General features: G+C 65.0%; 22 protein-coding genes. 11 read left to right on the top strand and 11 right to left on the bottom strand.

Annotation, left to right across the window (positions count from 1 at the left end; genetic code table 11):
* The 5 genes from MST27_RS20420 to MST27_RS20400 form a co-directional block, all read right to left on the bottom strand.
* On the bottom strand, positions 1 to 225 hold a 225-nt coding region (locus MST27_RS20420; RefSeq protein ID WP_243607761.1), incomplete at its 3' end, for a hypothetical protein.
* A gap of 316 nt (positions 226 to 541) precedes the next feature.
* On the bottom strand, positions 542 to 1,081 hold the full coding sequence (locus MST27_RS20415; protein ID WP_243607760.1) for a biliverdin-producing heme oxygenase: 540 nt from the start codon (positions 1,079 to 1,081) through the stop codon (positions 542 to 544).
* Positions 1,081 to 3,480: a response regulator gene (locus tag MST27_RS20410; protein ID WP_243607759.1), complete on the bottom strand. Its 2,400-nt coding sequence runs from the start codon at positions 3,478 to 3,480 to the stop codon at positions 1,081 to 1,083. Before MST27_RS20410 ends, MST27_RS20415 begins: the two co-directional genes overlap by 1 nt.
* A 58-nt stretch (positions 3,481 to 3,538) precedes the next feature.
* Positions 3,539 to 4,024: a response regulator gene (locus MST27_RS20405; RefSeq protein ID WP_243607758.1), complete on the bottom strand. Its 486-nt coding sequence runs from the start codon at positions 4,022 to 4,024 to the stop codon at positions 3,539 to 3,541.
* 15 nt (positions 4,025 to 4,039) lie between these two features.
* A complete protein-coding gene (locus MST27_RS20400; protein ID WP_243607757.1) occupies positions 4,040 to 6,298 on the bottom strand; it encodes an ATP-binding protein in 2,259 nt (752 codons plus the stop codon).
* Between the two features lie 214 nt (positions 6,299 to 6,512).
* Here MST27_RS20400 and MST27_RS20395 point away from each other — a divergent pair, with 214 nt between their 5' ends.
* The gene (locus MST27_RS20395) at positions 6,513 to 6,920 is read left to right on the top strand and encodes an SMI1/KNR4 family protein (RefSeq protein ID WP_243607756.1); all 408 of its coding nucleotides are present in this window, start codon (positions 6,513 to 6,515) and stop codon (positions 6,918 to 6,920) included.
* 37 nt (positions 6,921 to 6,957) lie between these two features.
* Positions 6,958 to 7,332: a DUF3301 domain-containing protein gene (locus MST27_RS20390; protein ID WP_243607755.1), complete on the top strand. Its 375-nt coding sequence runs from the start codon at positions 6,958 to 6,960 to the stop codon at positions 7,330 to 7,332.
* 8 nt (positions 7,333 to 7,340) lie between these two features.
* Here MST27_RS20390 and MST27_RS20385 read toward each other — a convergent pair whose 3' ends face one another.
* Positions 7,341 to 8,303 (bottom strand): CobW family GTP-binding protein, encoded by a 963-nt coding sequence (locus MST27_RS20385; RefSeq protein ID WP_243607754.1) that lies wholly within the window; start codon positions 8,301 to 8,303, stop codon positions 7,341 to 7,343.
* An 80-nt stretch (positions 8,304 to 8,383) separates the two neighbouring features.
* On the opposite strand from MST27_RS20385, the gene MST27_RS20380 reads away from it, so the two are divergent.
* Positions 8,384 to 8,752, top strand: a complete 369-nt coding sequence (locus MST27_RS20380; protein ID WP_243607753.1) for an NADH:ubiquinone oxidoreductase — start codon at positions 8,384 to 8,386, stop codon at positions 8,750 to 8,752.
* A gap of 14 nt (positions 8,753 to 8,766) precedes the next feature.
* Here the strand turns inward: MST27_RS20380 and MST27_RS20375 are convergent, their stop codons facing one another.
* The 4 genes from MST27_RS20375 to MST27_RS20360 form a co-directional block, all read right to left on the bottom strand.
* Positions 8,767 to 9,285 carry a DUF3617 domain-containing protein gene (locus tag MST27_RS20375; RefSeq protein WP_243607752.1) on the bottom strand — a complete coding sequence of 173 codons (519 nt, stop codon included), beginning with the start codon at positions 9,283 to 9,285 and terminating at the stop codon, positions 8,767 to 8,769.
* 375 nt (positions 9,286 to 9,660) lie between these two features.
* Positions 9,661 to 10,053, bottom strand: coding sequence for a DUF1850 domain-containing protein (locus MST27_RS20370; protein WP_243607751.1), 393 nt, complete (start codon positions 10,051 to 10,053; stop codon positions 9,661 to 9,663).
* A complete protein-coding gene (locus MST27_RS20365) occupies positions 10,050 to 12,083 on the bottom strand; it encodes a TRAP transporter permease (RefSeq protein ID WP_243607750.1) in 2,034 nt (677 codons plus the stop codon). The genes MST27_RS20370 and MST27_RS20365 overlap by 4 nt, the downstream gene beginning before the upstream one ends.
* Before the next feature lie 169 nt (positions 12,084 to 12,252).
* Positions 12,253 to 13,206, bottom strand: coding sequence for a TAXI family TRAP transporter solute-binding subunit (locus MST27_RS20360; RefSeq protein ID WP_243607749.1), 954 nt, complete (start codon positions 13,204 to 13,206; stop codon positions 12,253 to 12,255).
* Between the two features lie 368 nt (positions 13,207 to 13,574).
* On the opposite strand from MST27_RS20360, the gene MST27_RS20355 reads away from it, so the two are divergent.
* Positions 13,575 to 14,003, top strand: coding sequence for a DNA methylase (locus MST27_RS20355; protein ID WP_243607748.1), 429 nt, complete (start codon positions 13,575 to 13,577; stop codon positions 14,001 to 14,003).
* Positions 14,004 to 14,171: 168 nt separating this feature from the next.
* Positions 14,172 to 14,414 (top strand): hypothetical protein, encoded by a 243-nt coding sequence (locus MST27_RS20350; protein ID WP_243607747.1) that lies wholly within the window; start codon positions 14,172 to 14,174, stop codon positions 14,412 to 14,414.
* Here the strand turns inward: MST27_RS20350 and phnN are convergent.
* Positions 14,411 to 14,950, bottom strand: coding sequence for a phosphonate metabolism protein/1,5-bisphosphokinase (PRPP-forming) PhnN (gene phnN / locus MST27_RS20345; RefSeq protein WP_243607746.1), 540 nt, complete (start codon positions 14,948 to 14,950; stop codon positions 14,411 to 14,413). The genes MST27_RS20350 and phnN overlap by 4 nt on opposite strands.
* A gap of 102 nt (positions 14,951 to 15,052) precedes the next feature.
* Between phnN and MST27_RS20340 the strand changes: the two genes are divergently transcribed.
* The 6 genes from MST27_RS20340 to mdcE all read left to right on the top strand — a co-directional run bounded on the left by MST27_RS20340 (position 15,053) and on the right by mdcE (position 20,092).
* Complete coding sequence (locus MST27_RS20340; protein ID WP_243607745.1) at positions 15,053 to 15,490, top strand: YqaA family protein; 438 nt, start codon at positions 15,053 to 15,055, stop codon at positions 15,488 to 15,490.
* 119 nt (positions 15,491 to 15,609) lie between these two features.
* Complete coding sequence (mdcA, locus tag MST27_RS20335) at positions 15,610 to 17,277, top strand: malonate decarboxylase subunit alpha (protein ID WP_011915121.1); 1,668 nt, start codon at positions 15,610 to 15,612, stop codon at positions 17,275 to 17,277.
* Positions 17,277 to 18,149, top strand: coding sequence for a triphosphoribosyl-dephospho-CoA synthase (locus MST27_RS20330; protein WP_125912589.1), 873 nt, complete (start codon positions 17,277 to 17,279; stop codon positions 18,147 to 18,149). Before mdcA ends, MST27_RS20330 begins: the two co-directional genes overlap by 1 nt.
* 2 nt (positions 18,150 to 18,151) lie before the next feature.
* Entirely contained in the window at positions 18,152 to 18,451 is a 300-nt protein-coding gene (locus tag MST27_RS20325; RefSeq protein ID WP_003281886.1) for a malonate decarboxylase subunit delta, read from the top strand.
* Positions 18,444 to 19,310, top strand: coding sequence for a biotin-independent malonate decarboxylase subunit beta (locus MST27_RS20320; RefSeq protein ID WP_243607744.1), 867 nt, complete (start codon positions 18,444 to 18,446; stop codon positions 19,308 to 19,310). Before MST27_RS20325 ends, MST27_RS20320 begins: the two co-directional genes overlap by 8 nt.
* Positions 19,307 to 20,092 carry a biotin-independent malonate decarboxylase subunit gamma gene (gene mdcE, locus MST27_RS20315; protein WP_243607743.1) on the top strand — a complete coding sequence of 262 codons (786 nt, stop codon included), beginning with the start codon at positions 19,307 to 19,309 and terminating at the stop codon, positions 20,090 to 20,092. Before MST27_RS20320 ends, mdcE begins: the two co-directional genes overlap by 4 nt.
* Positions 20,093 to 20,101: the final 9 nt, after the last annotated feature.

Below are 20,101 nucleotides of genomic sequence, written 5' to 3'. Positions count from 1 at the left end.
CCAATCAACCAAAAAATCCGGATACCCATTTAAAGGAGCTATATGACACCGCTGTCTGCCTTGCTCCGGCAGATCAAGAGTGACCAGGCATGGTAAGGATGAAACTTTATTTTCACTATTTTCGGCGTTTCCAAAGGCTGGCCGAAAATTGGGATGATACTTTAGCGTCTTTGGTCTCTCTCCCTGCAAAGGTTGGCTGATGCAACTGGTCACGGATTTTTTCACGCAATCCATTGAATTATAAGGTTTTTTTGAGGCTTTGATGGCTCAGCCGCCTCCTCACTAATGTTTGCATTAGGATGAAGCTTTATTTTCATCCCACAGCGGCTGGCGCGCCGAACGCCTGGCCCGTCTTGATACGGCCCAGGCGATTCTTGGAGGTCTGATGGCGGCGCTCTCTCAAGGGCAAGGCCAACGCGCGCATGCATGATCGATTCCGCGATGCTCACGCTTCGCTCTGTGTCATGCGCCAACGAACCGGTCGGGCGAGACGGCACCGGGCAGGGGACGCTGCGCAGTGCCGAAAGCGGCGAATAAGGTGTCAGCCGAGCTTCGCGGCGGTGACGAACAGGTCGAAGCAATCCCTTGCGCCGGCCAGCAATTGGTCCCATGGCTGTTGCTTGGCGCCCTGCTCGAACTGTTCGAGGAACCCGGGCCACGAGGGCGTGGTGTCGCTGTGAGCGAGATAATGCAGGGGCGCCCCGGGATTGGCGGCGGCGACGCGTCGGGCAAGCAGGCGGCCACCCAGACGCGACCCTTCCAGCACATAACAGGCGCCCAGGCACCAGCCCGGCGTAGGCTGGATGGCCAGCGGCTCGGTCACGGGCCCGGCGGTGCCGAGCGCTTCGAGATCGGCCAGCAGAGCGTGCCTGCGTTGGCGTGCCGGCCAGTCGGTGATCAGCGCAGCGATGCCGGACTTTTCCAGCGCAACCTCCACTGGCTGGACGACGCGCAGGTGCGCCAGCAGAAAGGCCCGATAACCCGCCTGGTCTTCCAGGTTGTACGAGGAAAAGGCGGCGTCCACGCGCTCGTGCTGCGCGGCGGTGGCGGCCCTTAATCGGAGGCGGATGGAGTCTTGCATCAGGCCGGCGCGTGTTCCTTGAGGACGATGCTGAGCTTGCGCGCCAGCTGCTCTTCGCGGAAGGGTTTCTGGATGATGGTCGTGCTGCCCATGCCCAACTCGCCCAGTTCGGCATAGCCGGTGATGAAGACCACGGGCAGCTTCGGAAAGCGCGACAACACGGCACGGGCCAGCTCGCCGCCATTCATGCCCGGCATGGCGAAGTCGGCGAGCAGCAGGTCCGGGTTGGTCCCCTGTTCCAGCAGTTCCAGAACCTTGCGGCCGCTGTCTGCCTCGATCACCGCATAGCCCAGGTTGCGCAGCATCTGTGCGGTCACCTCGCGCACGCTGTGATCGTCATCGACCAGCAGGACGGTGGTGGACGCATCGGCCAGCAGCAACCCCTGATCATCCTCCGGCGGACGGTTCGCCTGGGCCGGCTTCGTGACTCGCGGCAGGTAGACCTTGACCGTGGTACCTACGCCCAGCTCGGTCTCGATGCGTGCACCGCCACCGGACTGCTTGGCGAAGCCGAAGACCTGGGCCAACCCCAGGCCCGATCCCTTGCCCACCTCCTTGGTGGTGAAGAAGGGCTCGAAGGCTTTCTGCAGCACCTCGTCACTCATTCCGGTGCCGGTATCGCGCACCGCCAGCTCGACATATTCGCCAGGGCCCGGCTCTTCGGCCCGCTCGGGCGCGCAGGTGATGACCGCGTTGTTTGTACTCAACGTGAGGCAGCCGCCCGAGCCCATGGCGTCACGTGCATTGATCGCCAGATTGAGGATGATCATTTCGATCTGGGTCGGATCGACCAGGGCGTGCCAGAGGCCGGCGCAGGTATCCGTCTCGATGGTCACCGAGCCCCCCAGCGTGCTGTGCAGCAGGCTGAGCAGGCCGACCAGGGTGTCGTTGAGGTCCACGGCCTTGGGTGCGAGCTGCTGGCGCCGGGCGAAAGCCAGCAACTGACCGGTGAGCGTGGCGCCGCGTTCGCCCGATTCCTGGATGTATTGCAGGCGGCTCAGCGCCTTTTCCAGTGGCGCGCCTCGTTCCAGGTCATTACGCAGGAAGCTGGCGCTGGTCAGGATGACGGTCAGCAGGTTGTTGAAGTCGTGCGCGACCCCCGCGGTGAGCTGGCCGACGGCTTCCAGACGCTGCATCTGCTGCAGGGTGGCCTCGATCCGCTCGCGCTCCTTGATCTGCTCGACCAATTCGCGGTTGGCCGCGGCCAGGCGGTCGACGGCGGCGATCTCGCTGGTGATGTCGCGCCCGGCAGCATAGATCATTCCGGCGTCGGGCACGGCGGTCCAGGATAGCCAGCGGTAGGAGCCGTCGCGGTGCTGCATGCGATTGACGAAGCGGTCGGTGAACTGGCCTTCGCGGATACGCGCGGTCTCCGCACTCGTGGCGCGTTGGTCGTCCGGGTGGACCAGCGACCAGAGCGTGGTGCCGAGCAGGTCCTCGCGGGGCCAGCCGAGGGTGTCTTCCCAGACCGGGTTCAGGGCGACGACCGAGGTATCGAAACGCGTGACGGCGAGCAGGTCGCGCGACAGTTCCCAGGTCCGATCACGCTCGCGCGTGCGCGCCTCGACGCGCTCGCCAAGCGTCTCGTTCAGCCGCTGGAGGGCCTCGGTGGCCAGCTTTTGCTCGGTGATATCCATCACCACGCCGATGAAGCGCTTGCACGCGCCGTTCTCGAAAAAACCTTGGCCACGTGTTTCGATCCAGCGGATCTGGCCGTCATCGAGCAGGATGCGGCAGTCGACCGTGAATTCCCGGTCGCCCTGCGGATCCGTGGCCTGGCGGACCCGTTTACGCATGGCACCGACGTCGTCCGGATGGCAGATCGCTGCCAGCGTGGCCAGGTCCACCGGTGCATCGAGGGCGATCCCGAGCATGGCGCGACAGCGATGGTCGAGGATCAACCGGCCAGTGCCAGGCTCGTAATCCCACATGCCGAGCCCGGCGGCATCGATCGCCAGCCGCGCGCGTACCTCGACCTCACGCAGCGTCTCCTCGGCACGCAGGCGACCCAGCCGCTCCTGAACCTCGCTGAGGGCTCGCTCGACCGCCTTGGGCAGGAATTTGAGATTTTGCTTGAGGACGTAGTCGATCGCGCCGGACCGCATCATGTCGACCGCGTGTTCCTCGCCGAACACCCCGGACAGAAAGATGAACGGCGTCTGCGGTGCCAGCCGACGTGCTTCCTGAAGGGCCAGGCTGCCGGAATAGCCGGGCAGGATGAAATCCGAAAGGATCAGGTCAAAGCGGCGGCGCTGCAGTGCCTCGACGACCCCGGAATGGTCGAAAACGATTTCGGCATCGATGACGTAGCCGCTGCGCTCGAGGGTCACGAGCGCGAGCTCGGCATCGTGCGGACTGTCTTCCACGAACAGGACGCTGATTTGTTTTGTCGCCGGCATAACCATCCTGTCTTTGGAACCGCACTGCTAGAGAGGAGTCGTGTAGAGCGCCTGGCTGTCAGCTCGGCTCGTCTTCGGACTTGCGTTCGCGCCGATGGCGTCGCAGGCGCAACGAGCCGGGCGGTGGCTCGTTGAGCACGGCCCAAAACACGCCCAGGTCGGAGATGGCGGCGACGAAATCGCGAAATTCGACCGGCTTGACCACGTAAGCGTTCACCCCGAGTTCATAGGCTCTCACCAGATCGGGCTCTTCGCGTGAGGAGGTCAGCATTACCACCGGAATGGAGCGCAGCTCGGTGGTCTCGCGTACCGTCTTGAGCACCTCCAGCCCGTCCACCTTGGGCAGCTTGAGGTCCAGCAGCAATACGGCAGGATTGCCATCGGCGCGGCCGCTGTGGTCGTTGCGGCGCAGCAGGTAGTCGAGCGCTTCGGCCCCGTCGCGCATCACGATCACTTCATTGGCCAGCTGGCTGCGTTCGAGCGCCACAAGGGTCAGCTCGAGGTCATGAGGATTGTCTTCTACCAGCAGAATGGGTTTGAGCATGAGCGGATCCCGTTTTTAAATGGGTGATGCGTAAGTGAGCCTGGGAAGTGAAAAGAAGAAGGTCGCGCCCTGATTCACCTGGCCGTCTGCCCAGACCTGACCATCGTGTCGTTCGATGATCCGGCGCACGCTCGCCAACCCGATTCCGGTGCCCTCGAATTCTTCCATCCGGTGCAGCCGCTGGAAGACGCCGAAGAGCTTGTTGGCGTATTGCATGTTGAAACCGACGCCGTTGTCGCGCACGTAAACGATGACCTCTTCGGCGCGCTCCTCGGCTCCGATTTCGATGACCGCCTGCTCGCGCTTGCGGCTGTATTTGATGGCGTTGGATATGAGATTGCGCAGCGCCATATGGATGAAGGCGGCATCGGCAATCACGACCGGCATCGGATGAACCCGCCATTCTATCTGGCGACCTTCGCAATCGGGGGCCATTTCCTGACGGATGGATTCGACCAGAGCGGTCAGGTTGACGTCCGACAGGCGCAGCGCCGCGCGGCCCATCTGCGAGAAGCTCAGCAGATTGTCGACCAGCGTGCCGGCGAAACGGGCGGCATCGCCGATGTTGTCGAGAAAGCGCAGGCCGCGTTCGGTCAGCTTGTCACCTTCGAGCTCGCCCAGCAGTTCGGCGTAACCGGCGATGTGCCGCAGCGGCGCGCGCAGGTCGTGGGACACGCTGTAGGAGAAGGACTCCAGTTCCTTGTTGCTTTCGCGCAATTCCCCGGCCAGTTGCGCCATCTCCTCGGCCTTGCGCAGGACGATGCCCAGCACGGCGGTGCGCAGCTCCAGCGCGCCTTCCACCACCACCGGCTGCCAGGGCTCGGCGAAACCGCGCAGGGTTTCCTGCCAGACCTCGAAGCTGTTGCGTGGCGACAGGCTACCGCGTTCGAGATCGATGCGTTTTTCCGGCTGGCCTGCCCAGCTAACCGTCTTGACCTGTTCACGACGGAACCAGATGAGGTAGTGGGGATGCAGGCGGGAGATCGGGATCGCCAGAACGCCGGCGCAGTGCTCGGCCAGTTCCGGAATCGCGGGCACGTCGCGCCCGACGTTATGCGTGCTGAACACCGCCATCTCGCTCTGATGTGCCAGCCATTGCGTCAGGCGCGCCAGCAGCGCGGTGGGCGGTGTATCGCCGACGGTTTCGTAGCGCTCGCCGGAAACGATGGCCCCGCCGCAGGCTTCGGCGAATTCGAGCACCACCTGCGGTTGGCTGAGGAACCCTTCCACCACGCTGTCGCGGTCGGCCATGCACGACAGCAGTTCGACGATCTGCCGACGCAGTTCCAGCTTGCGCTGGGCGAGCGCCGCCGCCTCCTTGGCTTCGATCTGCAGCGACAGGATACGGGCGAGTAGTTCGCAAGCCGTGCGCGTCTGGTAGGAGACCGCACGGGGCTGGGCGTCGTGGCAGGAAATCAGACCCCAGAGCTTGCCCTGGATGACGATGGACACCGACATCGACGCGAGGGTGCCCATGTTGCGCATGTACTGCAGGTGCACCGGCGAGACGCTGCGCAGCGAAGCGAAGCTCAGGTCCAGCGGTTGGCCGTCGGGATTGAGGGTCGGCACGATGGCAGACGGCTGGTAATTCGCGTCCTGGATCACCCGGACCAGATTGTTGCAGTACAGCTGACGCGCCTGGGGCGGAATGTCCGAGGCCGGGAAGCACAGGCCCAGATAGCGGGGATAGCCTTCATCCGCCTCTTCGGCCAGCACCAGGCCGTTGCCCTGTTCATCGAATCGGTACGCCTTGACCCGCCCGAAGCCGGTGATGCGCTTGACCTCGCGCACCGCCAGCTCGCAGATGTAGTTCAGCTCCTGGGCTTCCTGAAGCTGCACGACAAAGGTCCGCATCAGCGGGTAGAGCGCGTCGTAGGCGGCACCCGAGCTCCCGGTGTCCTCGAATTCGACGATCAACTGGCCCTTGAAACGATGCGCCATCAGGGCCAGCGGCCGGTGCGCGGCCTGACCCTCGATGCGAAAGCTGATATCGCTCAGGTGAAAGGGGTTGTGGTCGTCGCCGGCCAGTGTCGCCAGCCGTTCGGAAAAGCCGCAGTCGCCGATCAGATCCGGCAGCCGGCGCCCCAGCAGCGCTACGGCCGGTACGCCAATCCAATGCTCTACGTTCTCGCTGGCATGAACGACGGTCAGGTCGGGTTCGCTGAGCGCCAGCAGGAAACCATGGGGCTGGATGCTGCCGGGAATATGGATGGGCTCATCACCGCATTGGGCGATGGCGTCGGCGAGCGGGTCGCGGTCTTCGATGGATGCCACAGTATCTCCTGTCGTGCCCGAGCGGGCAGAATGCGGCGAGCGGGCACCGAGGGCGGTCGCTGTGCCCAGGCATTCCGGCGCGCTGGCCAATAGTTGGCGCGGCGATGTTGCCGTTTTTCGGGCGACGGCCACTTTAGCGCGACTGGGGCTGGCTCGCCAATGCAAGGGCTTGTATAAACGGCGCATTCCTGGCGACTGTCGAAGGGGGACTGTCATGGAAGAAGTGATCGAGCAACTGCGCGAACTCAACGAGCCGGTTCCTGTGCCGTTGGAGCTGCCAGACGATGACCGACTGGTCGAGGTCGAAGAGGAGTTGCTGATCAACCTGCCGTACGGTTTGCGCGAGTTCCTGCTGCTGGTCAGCGACGTCGTCTACGGTCGACTGGAACCGGTGACGGCTGTCGATCCGCAATCGCATACCTACCTGCCGGAGGTGGCGGCCAATGCCTGGGACGCTGGCGTGCCGCGTGATCTGCTGCCGATATGCCAGGACGGCCCGGACTACTATGTGGTCGATCTGGAAGGCGAGGTCATGTTGTTCGACGGCGACGAGCACGAGCTGACCGACCAGAGCTGGGAATCGGTATGGCATTGGGCGCGCGACGTCTGGCTGGAGAGCTGAGGCGCATGCCCATCGCTCCCTGTTCCGTGGGCCCGGCATGATCACCCTGGGCAACCTTTTCCTGTTCCTGCTGCTGATGTCGGCCGCGGCCTGGCTATGGCATTCGCATGGCATACGAGAGCGCGCGCTGGCGGCGGTCCGGCGGCATTGTCAGACGCAGGACATCGAGTTGCTCGATGGCAATGTCGCCTTCCGGCGGATCGGGCTGGTGCGCGACGCGCGCCGACAGCGGCGGCTGGCGCGGATCTACGGTTTCGAGTTCACCGTGACCGGGGAGCAGCGTCATCAAGGCAGTATCGTGATGTTCGGCGCCCGCCCGGGGCCGATCGAACTGGAAGCGCATCCCTTCCACCCACGCGCCGATCAGGGCCAGGTCATCCAGCTCGACGAATGGCGCCGCCGGGGTGATTGATCCCGGCGCTAGCGGCGGCAGGCAGCGAGGGCTGCGCTCAGGGCCGCCTCGTCCTGAGGCTGGCTGAAGATCAGTTCGACGCGCGAGTCCCTGCGCCATGCGCTGCGCTCGAATCGAAGGGGCTGGCCGTCGAGGGCGTTGGCGGAGTAGCCACCGTCGTCGTCCTGGAGGATCAATTTGGCACGCCGCCACGGCAGGGTGGCGAGCCATGCCTCGACCCGTTGCTGACTGAACCGTTGGCCGGGGTGCCAACGCCAGCCGATGCTCCAGCCATCCGCGTTGCCCTGGGCCTGGCAAAGGGGCCGGGACGGATCCAGCCAGAGACTGCCCGGCGCGGTAGGGCCGATAGGCAAGGGTAGGGGGATTCCAGAGGTTCCGGCCTGCTGATCGATACCCGGCAATGCGGCCAGGTCAAGATGACCCTGCACCGTCCAGCGAATCGGGCGGGCTGGCAGGGAGGCCGCCAGCTGCTGGCGTTGCCTGGCGTCCAGGTGCTCGCTCTTGTTCATGATCAGTAGCCCGCAGTGCGGCAGCGCCTGCGTCTGGCTTTCGGGTAGCGGCGAGCCGTTGAGCAGCGCCGGCGCGTCGAGTACGGCCACGGGTGGTTGCAGCCTCAGCACTGTCTGCCACGGGGGCATGGCCAGCTGCTTCAGCAGGTCCGCCGGGTGACCGAGCCCGGACGGCTCGAGCAGCAGGCGATGCGGCCTGGCCTGGCGCAGCAGGCGAGTGAGGCCGACCTGGAAAGGCGCGCCGTTGACGCAACATAGGCAGCCCCCGGCGATCTCGGCCAGACTGATCCCGGCCGTGTCCGTGGTCAACAGCGCGGAATCCAGACCGATCTGGCCGAACTCGTTGATCAGCACCGCCCAGCGCTCGTCTGCCGGTTTCTGCTGGAGCAGCGAGCGAATCAGGCTGGTCTTGCCGGCACCCAGCGGGCCGGTGATCAAATGGGTCGGAATTTGCTGAAGCATGGGCGTTGGTAGCACGATCAGATGTGGTCGAAAGCGGCAGGCGAGTCGCGCATGCTAGAGTCGCACGTCCAGAGAGGGGGATGAAGGTGCTGCGTTCCGTATGTTTGTTCGTGGGGTTGGCCGTGGCGGGGCAGGCGCTGGCCGAAGGCTGCATCGTGCACAGCCAGGACGACCGGATCGAGGTCAAGGTGTGCCAGGAGAACCGTACGATTCCAGCCGAACTCTTCCGTTCCGGTTTTTGCCAGCCGGACCTGAAAGGGCAGGAGGTCGAGGTCCGTTTCGTCGAACAGTGCCCTGAGGGGGCTTTTGGCGTGTGTCGTGACGCCCAGGTGTCGAATATGCCGTATCGACAGGATATTCATTACTACGGTGTTGCCAGCGACGCACGTTTCCTCGCGCCGGCTTGCGAACAGAACAGCGCGGGGAAGTGGGAAGGCGACGTGCCCTGAGTTCCACGTGGAACTCAGGAGCGGGGCTCGAGCTCGCCGCAATCCGTTCCTAGCCAGCGCCCATGGGAAGCCATGCGGCTGGTGCCTTGCTGATCGCCGACGCGGTACTCGGATTCTATGGTGCTGCGAACCTCTCGGTCGCTGACGAGTCGGGTTTCGCCGCTGCCCTTGGCGTCGGGGCACTCGAACCTGAACCGCCAGCGGTCGTCCGTCTGCTCGGTAATCTCCTGCGTACAGCCGGGCTCGTCCTGAAACGGTAGCTCTCGCGCCGCGATCTGGGCCTGACTCAGGCACATGCGGACTCCGGTTTCGCTCATCTGCAAGCCTTGTTCGGCCAGCATTTCCTTCATCATCGCCTGCTGTTCCGGCGGCAGCGCCTGCATTTGCTCGAGCATTTCCGCCATGCCGGGCATCTGCATGCCATCGACCTCCATATCCTCACTGGAAAATTCCCAGAGCCCGGGCAGCATCTCGGCGGCCTGAACGGGCAGAGCCAGGGCGGCCAGGAGGGCGACGGTCAGCGCGGTTCTCATGTTTGGCTCCTTTGTGATGGACCTCCCCAGCCTAGTCGATAAATCGGCTTCGTCACCCAAGTGTCCGCGCCGCAGCGTTATGTTGAGGGTCGTTGGCGTCGCTGCGCGGACGGGGCCTTTCATGGAACACCTGCGCGTCCATCCTCCACGCGGTTCGACATCATGCTCGGCTATGACTGTCGCGTGTCGGCCTGGGCGGCGTCGGCGGGCGTCTGAATCTGAACAAGCTGGCCGACGATGGCTGTCGCCATCGCTATCAGTGCTACTGCAGGGACCTAATGTACGACTGCTGAACCTGCGCCAGGCCTGGCGGGTGACGGTCGTGACGAGGAAAGGTGATGCGGGCGCATGTGCCCCGTGGGGCCATGCGTCGCATCAGGTAGAGCCAGCGGAGCAGCTCCAGAGTTCCAGCGCGGGCCGGTCCGCTTGTGGCGGGCCGAGCCATTCGCTCAGGGCGTGGCAACGCTGGTCGAAACACAGTTGGTAATCCCCTGCCTCGGGGGTTCGCCCCACACGCAGGGGTTGCAACGGCGGCATCTGGCGCTGGTAGTGCCAGGCCCCGTTACGCAGTTCGGCGTCATCCGGGATTTCCATCCCGGCACCAGAACCCCGGACCCGCGCCTCGCCGAGCAGTAGCCCGTCCGGCGTGACACGGTAATCCTCTTCCCAGCGGATCTTCTCGATCGTGTGGTTCCAGGCCAGGGTGAAGTCATCGGTGGGCACCTGCGCCCACACCACCCCGGCCAGTCCCAGACAGAGTCCGATCACGCCGTCGCTGGCTCAGCCCGGCGGGCCCGCCAGTAGTGCTGGATCAGGAAGATCGCGCCCAGACCGAAGCCAATTTCATCGCTGATGGGCACCGAGGCGATCATTGCGGCACCGGCAGCAAACGCCAGGATGCGCTCCCACCAGCTCATCGAGCGCTGCAGGTAGCCGGTGAAGACAGCGCCCCACAGACCGATCGCGAACGCCGCCTTGAACACCATGTAGAGCGTCGTCAGATAACTGTCGCCCTGCATCATCAATGCCGGCTCATAGACCGCCATGAATGGCATCACGAAGCCGGCAACTGCGATCCGCACCGCCCAGAAGCTGATCTTCAAGCCGCTCTCCTTGGCGATTGGCGCAGCTGCAAAACAGGCCAGCGCCACTGGCGGGGTAAGGTCAGCCATGATGCCGAAGTAGAAGACGAACATGTGCGAGACGATCAGCGGCACGCCCAGATCCAGCAAGGCCGGCGCGGCAATCGAACTGGTGATGATGTAGTTGGGGATGGTGGGAATACCCATGCCCAATACCAGACAGGTCAGCATCGTCAGGACCAGTGACAGGAACAGATTGTTCTCGCCAACGGCCAGGATGTAGCCGGCAAAGGTCGACGCCACGCCGGTCAGCGACACCACGCCGATGATCACACCCACCAGGGCGCAGGCGATACCGACCGGTACGGCGTGCCGAGCACCTTCGACCAGCGCGTGCAGGCAGATCACCAGCGTGTCGCGGCCCCCCTTGATGAACCAGCAAACGGCCACCAGTGCGGCGATGACACCGAAGATCACGCCGATGCCGAGCTGGAAGAAGCCAGCGCACAACAGCCCCAGTGCGATCCAGAATGCGATCCGCAGGCCGAAGGATGAGACCTTGAGGATGATCGCCGAGCCGAGGATCACGATTGCCGTGAGGGCCAGGCCAATGGTTCCGGCAAACATCGGCGTGCGGCCCGAAAACAGCAGGTAGACCAGCACAGCCAGCGGAATCAGCAGGTACCAGCGTTCTTTCACCGCCGCCATGGCGCTCGGGCATTGGTCTTTCGGCAGGCCGCGCAGGTTGGCGCGCTTGGCTTCAAGGTGGACCATCCAGAAGGTCGAGCCGAAATACAGCAATGCCGGGATCAGCGCCGCCTTGGCGATTTCGACGAAGGGTACGTTGATGGTTTCGGCCATGATGAAGGCCACGGCGCCCATCACCGGCGGCATGATCTGGCTACCCATCGACGAGGTGGCTTCTACGCCACCGGCGAAGGCCGGGCGATAGCCGAAGCGCTTCATCAGCGGGATGGTGAACTGGCCCGTGGTGACCACGTTGGCCACACCGGAGCCGGTGATGGTGCCCATCAGTGCAGAAGAGACCACCGATACCTTGGCCGGACCGCCGAGCTTGTGGCCGAACAGGCCCATGGCGAAATCGGTGAACAGTTTGATCATGCCCGCCTGTTCGAGAAACGCGCCAAACAGAATGAACAGGAAGATGTAGGTCGCCGAAACGTAGGTTGGCGTGCCGTAGAGGCCTTCGGTGCCGAACGCCAGTTGGTTCACCAGCTGATCCAGGCCGTAGCCGCGGTGAGCAAGATCCCCCGGCAGATATTGGCCAAGCAGGCCATAGGCCAGGAACAACCCGCAGATGATCGGCAGGGCGATGCCCATGACCCGGCGGGCGGCCTCGAACACCAGCGCGATCAGCACGACGCCGACAACGAAGTCGAAGGTGGTCAGGTCGCCCGAGCGTTGAATCAGGTCGCCTTCGAAGTACCACTGGTAGAGAGCGGTCCCCATGCCGACCAGCGCCAGTACCCAGGCCAGCGGTTGCCAGGGGCGCCCGTTGCCTTTGGCAGGGAAGCTGAGAAAGACCAGCATCAGCAAAAAGCCGACGTGCCCGGCGCGCAGTACCTGACTCGATACCGGATGGAACGCCGCCATGATGATCTGGTAGACGGAAAACAGCAGGGCGACGTAGAACAGTGTCTTCGGCCAGTCGGCTGCGCTACCTGCCAGGCCTTCCTCTTGTTGTAGTTCGCTCATGAAATGCCTCGAGCTGATAAAGCGTGGTCGCGTAGAGCCGCTAACAAAACCTGCCGTGTGTTCACGCTGGTTTTGCTAGCGTCTCTTTGGGTTCGGATCTGTGAAACCATGGACGCTGAGCGTCCATGGCCCTAAAAAGGGGGCAGCAGGCATGCTGCCCCTGGCGTGCTCAGAGCGCGCCGACTTCCTTGTAGTAACGCTCGGCGCCCGGATGCAGCGGGATCGGCAGCGCCTTGGTGGCATTTTCCAGCTTGATGTCCTTGGCCGCCGAATGCGCATTGCCCAGCTGGTCAAGGTTTTCGAACAGCAGCTTGGCCATCTGGTAGGCGACGTCATCCGACACGCCCTCGTGTGTCACCAGGATGTTGGTGATGGCCACGGTCGGAACGTCCGCTTCCTGGCCGTCATAGGTGCCGGCCGGGATCTTCGCGGCCTGATAGGCAGCGTTGTTGATCTTGGTGACCACGTCTTCAGGAATCTCGACGTAGTTCAGCGGCATGGTGGCCGCCAGGTCGCGAATAGCGGCCATGCCCAGGCCGGCCGACTGCAGGGTGGCGTCCAGCTGGCGGTTCTTGATCAGCTCGACCGACTCGGCGAACGGCAGGTACTCGACCTTGCCCATGTCCTCGTAGCTCAGGCCTGCGGCCTTGAGGATGGCGCGGGCGTTGAGCTCGGTGCCGGACTTCGGCGCGCCGACGGAGATCGACTTGCCCTTGAGGTCGGCCAGCGTCTTGATGCCCGATTCCTGACTGGCAACGATCTGGATGTAGTTCGGGTAGGCGCCGCCGATGGCGCGCAGCTTCTTCAGCGGTGCCTTGAAGCCGGCTTCTTCCACGCCGTTCCAGCCGTCAGCGACCGAGTCACCCAGGGCAAAACCCAGCTCGCCGCGGCCGGCTTGCAGGAGATTGAGGTTCTCGACCGAGGCTTTGGTGGCCTGCACGGAGGTCTTCGAGCCTTCGATGCCCTTGCTGTACAGCTGGGAGATCGCCACGCCGATCGGGTAGTACACGCCGCTGGTGCCGCCGGTGAGGATGTTGATGAAAGTCGGTGCGGCCACGGCGGCAGTGCTGGCGGTGAAGGCCGCTGCGGCAGCGAACAGGCTGAAGCGTTTGCTCAATCTCATGGTGTCTCTCCATTCGTTTTTATTGGTTTGCAGAACTGACGATAGATGACCTGCACAGTCATGCTGCAGGCGGACAAGAAAAGAGAGACGGCGGCGGGAACGCTTTCCAGGGGAAAGCAAAAGGGCGCTGTGCGGCTTTTCTTGTCGTAGTCATCGCATCGGGCAGATTAGCAGTAGCACGAGCCGTGCCATCATGGCTGACGGCTCTGCGTCGGGCAGTTTAACGGTATGCGAGGCCATTAGTGGCAAGAACTCGCTTATGCCTTTCGTCGCATAGGCGGTTTCTTGCCGATGACCGGTTGGCGCCGATGCGAACCCGAGTCACGTCGAGGCGTCGCAACTGGGAAGCAAGCCCTTCCGGAGCACGTATGACTCGTGAGATCAGCGCGAACGAACTCGGTATCGATGTCAGCCGGGGTGAAGGTGAGTTGTTCAAGTGGTTTCTCGCCAGCTTCCTGTTCGGCAAGCGAATCCAGCAGGACATTGCCGCCGAGGCCTATCGTGTCATCGTCGACAAGCACAAGCGCGATACCCCCAGGAAGCTCTGCAATTGCAGCTGGCAGGAGCTGGTGGACATGCTCGGCGAGGGGCATTACGTCCGGTATGACGAATCCACCGCCGACCGGCTGCTCAAGCTGTGTGCCAAGCTCAACGAGGAATATGGCGGGAAACTCGGCACCCTTCGCGAGCAGAGCCAGGACCGCAAGGAGCTGGAGAGGCGGCTGGGCGAGTTCGACGGTGTTGGCCCCAAGACCGTCGAGATCTTCATGCGCGAGGCAGAGAAGGTCTGGTACTGATCTGGGCTTGAACGGTCTCCCACCCGGGGCCAGCTTCGCTTGTTGAGCCGCCGCGCATGCAGGAGCCAGCGAGTTGGCATCTGGCGCACCAAGCCATCCCGACCAGTCACGCTTGCGTGATGAAAGGATGCGGCTAGAGTGGTGCGACTTTTATCTGAAGCCCGAACCATGCGTGCCGCCTTCCTCGCGATCAGCCTGTCCTTGCCCCTGTTAGCCTCCGCCGCCCCGGCGCCGTATTACCAATGGCAGAGCAAGGCCGATGGCACGGTTATCTGCCGGCAGACCCCGCCGGGTCATGGCTGGGAGTTGCTCAGCGGCCAGCCCTTCCGCGACCTGAATTGCACTCAGCCAGCCGGGCGGGTCGACCGCCCCAGTGGCGTGCCGGGATTTCGTCCGCAGCCGGGGCGTTAACCTTCGATGATGTCCAGCAGCGCCTGGACCGTGGTCCGGAGCTCGCCGGAATTGTCCAGTGAAACGACCCCGTCCAGCGTGTCGTCGAAGCGGGCATTGCGCGCCAGGCGCCCTTCGATCTGCTCCGGTGATTCGCGGTTGCGCGTGAGCAGACGCTGGCGCAGCACCTCCGGCTGCACATGCAGCAGCACCGCGAGCAGCCCTGGATAGCGCTGGCGGGCCTGTTCGAGATAGCCGCGCGAGCCGTTGACCAGCACATCGTCACCGGCCGCCAGCCATTGGTCGATCTGTGCCGGGATGCCATAGGCCAGCTCGTTGGCGCGCCAGCTCAGCGCAAAGGCGCCATTGGCTTCCAGGCGATCGAATTCGTCGTGGCTGACGGCTTCGGCGGATTCTCCCACGGCCTCGGCCGAACGCGTGATGACGCGCCGTGCAATGCGTACCCCGCGCGCCTGCAGCGCTTCGCGTGCGGCCTCGAGAACGCTGTCCTTGCCCGAACCGGAGGGGCCGATGAGGTAGATCAACCTGCCTTTCATCCCAATCCTCTGCTACCGTCGTGACGCCGTATCCGGCGCCGCGCCATTCTCGTCGCCTGCGGCGCAGATGCCAAACCTCCGCGACCTGACCATCCCGATTCCATGTTCGAGTTTTCCGCCTACCTGGGCCTGTTCGGCGCCGCCTTTGCCGCGGCCACGCTACTGCCGGCGCAATCCGAGGCGGTGCTGGTCGGGCTGCTGTTGCACGGAGCGCAGCCGGCCGCAGCGCTGCTGCTGGTCGCCACCCTGGGTAACGTGCTCGGATCGCTGGTGAACTGGCTGCTGGGGCGCTCGATCGAGCGGTTGCGCCACAAACGCTGGTTCCCGGTCAGCGACGGGCAGCTCGAACGGGCGCAGCGAAGGTACCACCGTTACGGGCGCTGGTCGCTGCTGCTGAGCTGGGTGCCGATCATCGGCGACCCGATCACCGTCATTGCCGGAACCCTGCGCGAACCGCTGTGGAGTTTCCTCCTGCTGGTGACTCTGGCCAAAGGCGGGCGCTATCTGCTGCTCGCGGCGATCACGCTCGGCTGGTTGTAGGGCCCGTTCTTGCCGCATCGTTAACCTCAGCGTAACGAAGCGCGGCGCAGCTTGATTGATGACCCCTCGGTCACCTCCCTACTGTGCGCTCCACAAAGCGGAAAACCTGTGGAGTCGCCATGACAACAACAATCTCCCCACCGCCGCAGTGGTCGCGTCGTCGCGCTGAAAAAGCCCGTCGTCTCGATCAGGTGCAGAGCCTCGCCGATGGCGTGGTACTGCCCAGCGAGCGGATCGTCGAGGCCCTGGAACTGCTGATCGCCCCTGGCGACCGGGTGGTGCTCGAGGGCAACAACCAGAAGCAGGCGGACTTCCTCTCCCGCTCCCTGGCCAAGGCCGACCCCGGCAAGCTGCACGACCTGCACATGATCATGCCGAGCGTCAGCCGCGCCGAGCATCTGGATCTGTTCGAGCGGCAGATCGCGCGCAAGCTCGACTTCTCCTTCGCCGGCCCGCAGAGCCTGCGCATCAGCCAGCTGCTCGAGGACGGCCTGCTGGAAGTCGGCGCCATCCACACCTACATCGAACTCTACTCGCGCCTCTTGGTGGACCTGATCCCCAACGTCGCGCTGGTGGCCGGCTTCCAGGCCGACCGCCACGGCAACATCTACACCGGCCCCAGCACCGAAGACACCCCGGCGCTGGTCGAGCCGACCGCCTTCAGCGACGGCATCGTCATCGTCCAGGTCAACGAGATCGTCGACGAGCTGCCGCGCGTGGACATCCCGGCGAGCTGGGTCGATTTCGTCGTGGTGGCGGACAAGCCCTTCTACATCGAGCCGCTGTTTACCCGCGACCCGCGCCACATCAAGCCGGTGCACGTGCTGATGGCGATGATGGCGATCCGCGGCATCTACGAAAAACACAACGTGCAGTCGCTCAACCACGGCATCGGCTTCAACACCGCCGCCATCGAGCTGATCCTGCCCACCTACGGCGAATCCCTCGGCCTGAAAGGCAAGATCTGCCGCAACTGGACGCTCAACCCGCACCCGACGCTGATCCCGGCGATCGAGACTGGCTGGGTCGAAAGCGTGCATTGCTTCGGCACAGAGCTGGGCATGGAGAACTACATCGCCCAGCGCCCGGACGTGTTCTTCACCGGCCGCGACGGCTCGATGCGCTCCAACCGCATGATGTGCCAGCTGGCCGGGCAATACGCCGTGGACCTGTTCATCGGCGCCACCCTGCAGGTCGATGGTGATGGGCATTCCTCCACCGTCACCCGCGGCCGCCTGGCCGGTTTCGGCGGTGCGCCGAACATGGGCCACGACCCGCGCGGTCGCCGCCATCCGACTCCGGCCTGGCTGGACATGGCCATGCCCGGCGGCGAGGCCCCGGTGACCATGCTCGAGCGCGGCAAGAAGCTCGTGGTGCAGATGGTCGAGACCTTCCAGGAAGGCGGCAAACCCACCTTCGTCGAGCAGCTCGACGCGGTGGAGGTGGCGAAGAAGAGCGGCATGCCGCTGGCGCCGATCATGATCTACGGCGACGACGTCACCCATTTGCTCACCGAGGAAGGCATCGCCTACCTGTACAAGGCCCGCTCGCTGGAAGAACGCCAGGCGATGATCGCCGCGGTGGCCGGTGTTACCAGCATCGGTTTGCGGCACAACCCGAAGGACACCGAGCGCATGCGCCGCGAGGGGCTGATCGCCCTGCCGGAAGACCTCGGCATCCGCCGTAACGACGCCACCCGCGAACTGCTCGCCGCCAAGAGCATTGCCGAGCTGGTGGAGTGGTCCGGCGGCCTCTACAACCCGCCTGCCAAGTTCAGGAGCTGGTGATGAGCGCACTCATTGCACGACAGGCGCCGTCCGCGGCCGAGCGCCTGGCCGATCTGGCGGTGCAGGCGCTGGTCGACGAGGCCGATCTGTCGCCCAAGCCGGGGCTGGTCGACCGACGCGGCAGTGGCGCGCACAGCGATCTGCACCTGGGGCTGATGCACGCCTCGGCGCAGTCGCTGTGGCCGGCGTTCGCCGCCATGGCCGATGCCGCGCGGAGCGAAGGTCGGGTCAGCCAGGCGCTGCGTGAAACCCTCGGCCAGCTGGGCCGCGACGGCGAAGCGGAGATGCTGCGCGTCACCGCCGGGGTCAACACCCATCGCGGCGCGATCTGGGCGCTGGGGCTGCTCAGCGCGGCGGCCATGCTGGAAAGCGGCGCTTCGGCCGGCGGGATCGCCGCCAGCGCGGCCGCCCTGGCGCGGCTGGACGACCCGGCCGCGCCGCACAACCCGGACAGCCATGGCGCGCGGGTCTGCCGTCGCTACGGCGTGCTCGGCGCCCGCGAACAGGCGCAGCACGGCTTTCCCGCGGTCATCGAGCACGGCTTGCCGCAGCTCCTGGCCAGTCGCCGCGCCGGCGCCGGCGAGCAGAACGCCAGGCTCGATGCACTGCTGGCGATCATGAGCAGCCTGACCGACACCTGCGTGCTGCATCGCGCCGGTCTGGAAGGGCTGACCCGCATGCAGGCCGGTGCCCGCGCCGTGCTCGAGGCCGGTGGTGCCGCCAGCCTCGCCGGTCGTCGCCAGCTGCGCCTGCTCGATCGCGACATGCTCGCCCTCAACGCCTCGCCGGGGGGCGCCGCCGACCTCCTGGCCGCCACCCTTTTCCTCGACCGTCTGGCGCCGCATGCGCCGGCGCCGACTGGGAGCAACTGAACATGGAAACCCTGTCTTTCGAATTCGCCGCCGGGCAACCCGCCCGCGGCAAGGCCCTGGTCGGCGTGGTCGGCTCGGGCGATCTGGAAGTGCTGCTGGAACCCGGCCAGGCCGGCAAGCTGGCGATCCAGGTAGTCACCTCGGTCAATGGTGCCGAGCAACGCTGGAAGAGCCTGTTCGAGCGGATGTTCCGCGAGCAGACGCCACCGGCATTGAACATCGATATTCACGATTTTGGGGCCACGCCCGGCGTAGTGCGTCTGCGCCTGGAGCAGGGACTTGAGGAGGTCGGCCATGACTGATGTGTCCGCTAACACCGTGGCCCGTTTACTCGAGTCGCGCAGCTTCGTCGAACTCGGTGCCCGCCAGCGTGCCCGCGCACTGCTGGACGAGGGCAGCTTCCGCGAACTGCTCGATCCGTTCGATCGCGTCACCTCGCCCTGGCTGCCGAAGCAGGGCATCGTCACCCAGGCCGACGACGGCGTGGTGGTCGCCAAGGGCACCATTGACGGCCAGCCGGCGGTGATCGCCGCCATCGAAGGCGCCTTCCAGGGCGGCAGCATGGGGGAAGTCGGCGGCGCGAAGATCGCCGGCTTGCTGGAACTGGCTGCCGAAGACAACCGCAACGGCATCCCGACCCGCGCCGTGCTCCTGCTGGAAACTGGCGGCGTACGTCTGCAGGAGGCCAACCTGGGCCTGGCTGCCATCGCCGAAATCCAGGCGGCCATCGTCGAGCTGCGCGACTACCAGCCGGTGATCGGCGTGGTCGCCGGTTCCGTCGGCTGCTTCGGTGGCATGTCCATTGCCGCCGGGCTGTGCAGCTACCTGGTCGTCACCCGCGAAGCCCGCGTCGGCCTCAATGGCCCGCAGGTGATCGAGCAGGAAGCCGGGCTCGACGAGTACGACTCGCGCGACCGCCCCTTCATCTGGAGCCTGACCGGCGGTGAGCAACGCTACGCCTCGGGTCTGGTGGATGCCTACATGGCCGACGACACCGACGCCATCCGCGCGCAGCTGCACGAGCTGTTCGCCCTCGGCAAACCCGTTCAACCGCGCAGCCGACGCCACGCCTGGTTCCTCCAGCGCCTGGCCGACGTCGACACCCGCACGCAGCTCGATGCCGCCGCCGTGCGTGCCCTCTACGAAGGAGATGCCCAATGAGCCGTGGACTGAACTGGTTGCAAGCCCTGGCCGGCGGCCAGGCACTAGCGGGCTATCCGGCCTCGGTGAAGGTGGTCGACGGCACCCTCGGTGAGCGCACCGCCCGCTATATCGCTGTGGTGCCGGACGCCGAGAATCCCTTCCCGCGCGCGCGCAATGGCGAGGTCGGTCTACTCGAAGGCTGGGCCCTGGGCCAGGCGCTGGACGAGGTGATCGCCGCCGATCGCGACAAGGCGGACAAGCGTGTGGTGGTCGCCGTGGTCGACGTGCCGAGCCAGGCCTATGGCCGCCGCGAGGAGGCGCTGGGCATTCACCAGGCGCTGGCCGGTGCGGTGGACGGCTATGCCCGCGCACGGCTGGCCGGGCACCCGGTGATCGCGCTGCTGGTGGGCAAGGCCATGTCCGGTGCCTTTCTCGCTCATGGCTATCAGGCCCAGCGGATCATCGCCCTGCGCGATCCGGGCGTGATGGTGCATGCCATGGGCAAGGCCGCCGCGGCGCGCATCACCCTGCGCAGCGTCGAGGAGCTGGAAGCCCTGGCCGAATCGGTGCCGCCGATGGCCTACGACATCGACAACTACGCGACCCTCGGCCTGCTCTGGGAAACCCTCGCCGTGGACAGCATCGAGCAGCCTTCGGCGGACGACCTGGCGCGGGTGCGTGATTGCCTGAACAAGGCTGTGGCGGACACCGGTGGCAGCAGCGATCTGCGTGGTCGTCTCGGCGCGCCGAATCGCGAGGCGTCGTCGCGGGTGCGCGAGCTGCTGCGCGCGCAGTGGTAGCGAACACCT

Source organism: Stutzerimonas marianensis, assembly GCF_022810315.1.
GTDB lineage: Bacteria > Pseudomonadota > Gammaproteobacteria > Pseudomonadales > Pseudomonadaceae > Stutzerimonas > Stutzerimonas marianensis.
The sequence above is the reverse complement of the archived record's forward strand: the minus strand, read 5'-3'. Positions and strand labels throughout refer to the sequence as shown.

Bases quoted from the DNA above. Each gene is read 5' to 3' on its own strand.
- MST27_RS20320 (WP_243607744.1), top strand. From the start codon at position 18,444: ATGACTGATGTGTCCGCTAACACCGTGGCCCGTTTACTCGAGTCGCGC.
- mdcA (WP_011915121.1), top strand. From the start codon at position 15,610: ATGACAACAACAATCTCCCCACCGCCGCAGTGGTCGCGTCGTCGCGCT.
- MST27_RS20365 (WP_243607750.1), bottom strand. From the start codon at position 12,083: ATGAGCGAACTACAACAAGAGGAAGGCCTGGCAGGTAGCGCAGCCGAC.
- MST27_RS20350 (WP_243607747.1), top strand. From the start codon at position 14,172: ATGCGTGCCGCCTTCCTCGCGATCAGCCTGTCCTTGCCCCTGTTAGCC.
- MST27_RS20325 (WP_003281886.1), top strand. From the start codon at position 18,152: ATGGAAACCCTGTCTTTCGAATTCGCCGCCGGGCAACCCGCCCGCGGC.
- MST27_RS20410 (WP_243607759.1), bottom strand. From the start codon at position 3,480: ATGCCGGCGACAAAACAAATCAGCGTCCTGTTCGTGGAAGACAGTCCG.
- MST27_RS20360 (WP_243607749.1), bottom strand. From the start codon at position 13,206: ATGAGATTGAGCAAACGCTTCAGCCTGTTCGCTGCCGCAGCGGCCTTC.
- phnN (WP_243607746.1), bottom strand. From the start codon at position 14,950: ATGAAAGGCAGGTTGATCTACCTCATCGGCCCCTCCGGTTCGGGCAAG.
- MST27_RS20415 (WP_243607760.1), bottom strand. From the start codon at position 1,081: ATGCAAGACTCCATCCGCCTCCGATTAAGGGCCGCCACCGCCGCGCAG.
- MST27_RS20385 (WP_243607754.1), bottom strand. From the start codon at position 8,303: ATGCTTCAGCAAATTCCGACCCATTTGATCACCGGCCCGCTGGGTGCC.
- MST27_RS20395 (WP_243607756.1), top strand. From the start codon at position 6,513: ATGGAAGAAGTGATCGAGCAACTGCGCGAACTCAACGAGCCGGTTCCT.
- MST27_RS20340 (WP_243607745.1), top strand. From the start codon at position 15,053: ATGTTCGAGTTTTCCGCCTACCTGGGCCTGTTCGGCGCCGCCTTTGCC.
- MST27_RS20405 (WP_243607758.1), bottom strand. From the start codon at position 4,024: ATGCTCAAACCCATTCTGCTGGTAGAAGACAATCCTCATGACCTCGAG.
- mdcE (WP_243607743.1), top strand. From the start codon at position 19,307: ATGAGCCGTGGACTGAACTGGTTGCAAGCCCTGGCCGGCGGCCAGGCA.
- MST27_RS20355 (WP_243607748.1), top strand. From the start codon at position 13,575: ATGACTCGTGAGATCAGCGCGAACGAACTCGGTATCGATGTCAGCCGG.
- MST27_RS20380 (WP_243607753.1), top strand. From the start codon at position 8,384: ATGAAGGTGCTGCGTTCCGTATGTTTGTTCGTGGGGTTGGCCGTGGCG.
- MST27_RS20390 (WP_243607755.1), top strand. From the start codon at position 6,958: ATGATCACCCTGGGCAACCTTTTCCTGTTCCTGCTGCTGATGTCGGCC.
- MST27_RS20330 (WP_125912589.1), top strand. From the start codon at position 17,277: ATGAGCGCACTCATTGCACGACAGGCGCCGTCCGCGGCCGAGCGCCTG.
- MST27_RS20375 (WP_243607752.1), bottom strand. From the start codon at position 9,285: ATGAGAACCGCGCTGACCGTCGCCCTCCTGGCCGCCCTGGCTCTGCCC.